At 49.0% G+C, this 4,239-nt stretch carries 3 protein-coding genes; all 3 read right to left on the bottom strand.

Annotated elements, in window-relative coordinates:
- On the bottom strand, nt 1–2,750 hold a 2,750-nt coding region (locus tag PHH49_08630; GenBank protein MDD5489004.1), incomplete at its 3' end, for a hypothetical protein.
- Nucleotides 2,751–3,090: 340 nt separating this feature from the next.
- Nucleotides 3,091–3,846 (bottom strand): N-acetylmuramoyl-L-alanine amidase, encoded by a 756-nt coding sequence (locus PHH49_08625; protein ID MDD5489003.1) that lies wholly within the window; start codon nt 3,844–3,846, stop codon nt 3,091–3,093.
- Between the two features lie 88 nt (nt 3,847–3,934).
- Nucleotides 3,935–4,239 (bottom strand): septal ring lytic transglycosylase RlpA family protein (locus PHH49_08620; GenBank protein MDD5489002.1); only part of this gene is annotated, 305 nt, incomplete at its 5' end.

The raw sequence follows: 4,239 nt of genomic DNA, 5'->3' as shown, positions 1-4,239 counted from the left end.
AGGGTCCCATCCTCATTGAACTCGTCCTCGGCTATCGAGGAAGAACTATAGACGACGGTTTTCTTGAGAGGATCTGACGAAATAGCATCATCAGCCCCCACCAGACCGGAAGCGCTTTCATACAGATACACGGTCAGGGATGTCTTTTCGCCAAGGGAATTGTATTTGACAGTAAAGTCCGCTTTTTCTTCCCCTACGGCCCCTTCGTAGAATGTGTCAGAGATCTTCAAGGGATCGTCGACAAGGCCATCCTCGCCTTCCTTCAGCGTCCCATCCTCATTGAACTCATCCGCTGCTATCGACGAGGCGCTGTATACCGTGCTCCTCTTCATCTCCGCGTCCGCGTCAGCTTCGTCTGCCCCCACAAGGCCGTCGGCACCCTGGTACATATAAACGGTTATTGATGTTATTTCCCCGCGCGAATCGTACTTCAGCATATATCCGGCTTTTTCCGAACCGACGCTGCCATAGTAAAAAGTTTCAGAGATCTTCAAGGGGTCGTCGACAAGGCCATCCTCGCCTTCCTTCAGGGTCCCGTCCTCATTGAACTCATCCGCGGCTATCGACGAGGCACTGTATACTGTGCTCTTTTTCATCGCGGACTCAGCTCCGGCTTCATCTGCCCCGACCAGCCCATCCGCACCCTCGTACATATAGACCGTTATGGACGTTATATCACCCCGCGAGTTATACTTAACAGTATAGTCAGCTTTTTCTTCCCCCACGTCCCCGCAATATATGGTCTCAGATATCTTGACCGGATCATCAACAAGCCCGTCCTCGCCTTCCTTCAATGTCCCGTCCTCGTTGAACTCGTCCTCAGCTATAGATGAAGCGCTGTATACGGTACTTTTCCGCATTGCCGCGTCCGCTTCAGCGTCATCCGCTCCCACAAGCCCGTCCGTACCTTCATACATGTACACCGTCATCGATGTCTTTTCTCCACGTGAATCGTACTTGATCGTGCATTCGGCCTTTTCTTCTCCCTTCAAGCGTCCTTCAACGTCATAGAACGTCTCCGAGACCTTAACCCCCGCGGCCAGTTCTTCTTCGCTTATGACCCCGTCACCATCCGTGTCGAGATCACCCGCATAAGTGACCGTCTGGGACATACAGGTTACATATCTCGCCTCGCTGGCGCGCTCGCCATCGTAATAGTAAACGGTCGTACTTGCTACAGAACCATCCTCACGATGAGTTGTAGTGTGATCAACGACTTCCTCCCCGGCCAAGCGTCCGTCGGCATCAAAGTATGTCGTGGTCTTTATGCTTGCCGCGGCCAGCTCTTCTTCGGACAACTCTCCGTCACCATTCGTATCCGGGTCACCCCTGAATGTGACCTGTTTGGTTTTCGAGTATCTGTAGTCATCTCCGGTCACATCATCCGCCCTATTGCCATCATGGTAGTAGTACACAGTGGTCGTGAGCACTTCACCGGAAATATTCCCGTCACCATCCACGGAACCGTTCTTATACGTCTGCGAATAATCCGCCAATTCCTTATCTTTTTCGCCGGTGAAGACCGTTCGCTGTATCAGTTCACCCTCGCCTTCTTCCTCGGAATCCGAATCGAATAGACGTGTTTCTTCCAGGGCGCCCTCTTCGGAATAAGCGTAATCACGGCGCTGTTTGATAGACCCGTCCGGATCATAATAGAGTGTCTTTACCACATGGGAATTGTCACCTTCTCCCTCAAAAAGCGACATTTCGACCAGCAGGTCCTCTTCGCCGGAAATATCATATTTTTTCGTACTCGACAGTTCCCCATTCTCATAAACGTAATCAACCCGGTATTTGGCCTCGAATGCGCCATCTTCCGTCGCGCGGAAACCGACAAAGATGGTTTGTACTTTCTTATCGTCTCCTTCCCCGAAATACATTACGATCTGTATCGTCCTGTCCTCTCCGACCTCCGGGTCGCCTGACCCGACCCAGTACGTCAGCCCGGTCTCTTCATCAACCCTCTCTTCGGCATTTTGCATCCACCGTTCGATGTCGATCTTAGTTATATCGTACTTAACGGTCATATCCTGGTTGTTGTTCTGGTTGAAATCGTTCAACGTATGCGGATCGGTATATTCATCGGGATCCGTAAGCGTATAGTCTACGTCACCACCACCTGAACCTTTTTTCTTCTTCAGCGGCATATCCTCGACTTCTTCTCTGGGTTTTTTGCGAAGCTGCAGGATCAGGTCCTCAGTATCCTGTTTCTGGCGGATGATCTCTTCATGCTTGTTCTGCTGACGTCGCAGATAATCCGGCGCGTACACAGCATCCTGCTCCTGTTCGGTCTTGGATGATAACAGGTCTACGACCCCGCTGGTCCTGCGCTTATATGCCAACAGGTCGTAGTTAGTTATTTCCAGCCCTTCAGGGGTTTTGTCGGTATATTCCACGGGGGTTTTGTCGGCATACTCCGCGGGGGTTTTATCTTCTGCGGACCTTTTGCCGACCATATCCTTCAGCGGATCCAACTGCTGGGGGGCAATTGTGACCGCGTCGGACTTTTTAGCGGCGGACGGGGCGATCTGGGGGTATCCCCACGCGCTCGCTATTTGCTGCCATAGAAAAACGAACGAAACTAGAGATGCTACGGATTTCATGAATATCTTTTTCGTCCGGTTCCTTCTCGCGTCGATTATACTTACGACTGCGCCTATGTCATCCTCGTAGAAAAGCAATTGTTCGGATGGTTTTGTTTTCCGGGATCTCCCAAAAAATCCACTCACTTGATCGTAATACGTCTTCATGACCCACCCCCCAGTGTAATCATAATTATATAAACACCCCGTAAGCCTTTTTAAAACTATTTAAAATGTACATAAAACAAACATTTTATTACTTTTACAGTTTTATGCACAGTATAATTATATCATGTATAATAGTATTCTGCAAATGCAATAATCATACTTTTTAACGTTATAACTAAAAGATGAAAAAATGTTTTTTAGGCTAGCTTTTAGTTTACGGGGCGTTTATGATAAAACAAATGTTTGTAATGGTTTAGGGTGATGGGCACTAAAATGTGGGAAATCTAGCCCTTCCCGGACTGGACACTTCACTGCTACGGTTTCATTTCAGGAAAAAAGGTCATTTGAGGCTTTTGCGGAATTGCTTCCATGGAAAACTTTTTCCGGGACACTCGGTCTGCGCGCCTCGTACCTGACCGTGCCCGAGAATGCGCGCGTTTGGTATCCTGTAAAATGTTCTCAACGTATCGACCAGGTAGACAAGGGATTCCATCTGTCGCGGAGTGACCTTTTCCTTGGAAAAATTTCCGACCAGACATATCCCTATACCACGGCAATTCATGTTATCCGCGCTGCAATGCGCTCCGTCTATCTGCTTGATCCATCGCGGGGTTGTTTCTATCTGTCCATCAGCTTTACCACATGTCCCATTATCGATAATGAAATCATAACCCACCCCCTGCCACCCTTTTTTTAAATGGGCTTCGTTGAACTCTTCTGAGCTGCCGAAATCGGTCGCACTGTGATGTATGATTATATATTTCCACTTATTGCTGGGATATAGCGTTATTACGTGTTTCTGCGGCGCCGCTCCGGGTATCAACAATTTACGTCCGATATCGATATCCCTGACATTGGTTATCCTGTTGACGTTCTTAATGGTATCCGCCTCGACCTCATACATCTGGGCGATCCGCCATAACGTCTCCCCCGGCGCCACGACATGGTACACATCATGCCTGAATTGGTCCGGGACCGTACTGACATAATGGGACGGGGCAACAGATCGCGGGACCGGTTCCCTGTAAACTTCGGCCGTCATACAGGACGAAAGCAACATGGCGCAAGCCAGGATTACAAATAAGTAAGTTTTCATATCGGTCTCATTTTTGGATCAATGGTCAGATAGCGTTCCACCACGGTCAGTAATAATTATAATGCTAATGCGTGATATGACAACTGTTTTATGAGGATTTATTGACACGCCCGACTATGCGGACCTTCACATTGGCTAATCCTTTTTCAGGATCCTCGATATACCGGAACGCCCCAAGCGTAAGATCGATAATACGTCCCCTCCTGTAATATCTCTTGGCCGGTCCGCGATCGTTCACCCTTACGATTATCTTCTTGCCGTTATCCAGGTTCGTCACCTCGAGGACCGTGTTGAACGGCACATTCCACATCGCGCACGTCATTAGTTCGTCGTTAAAACGTTCCATGTTGGCCGTGGTCGGCTTTATGCCGGGCGAAAATTCTGAATACCAGG

Source organism: Candidatus Omnitrophota bacterium, assembly GCA_028715965.1.
Classification (GTDB): Bacteria; Omnitrophota; Gorgyraeia; order Tantalellales; family Tantalellaceae; genus JAQUQS01.
The sequence above is the reverse complement of the archived record's forward strand: the minus strand, read 5'-3'. Positions and strand labels throughout refer to the sequence as shown.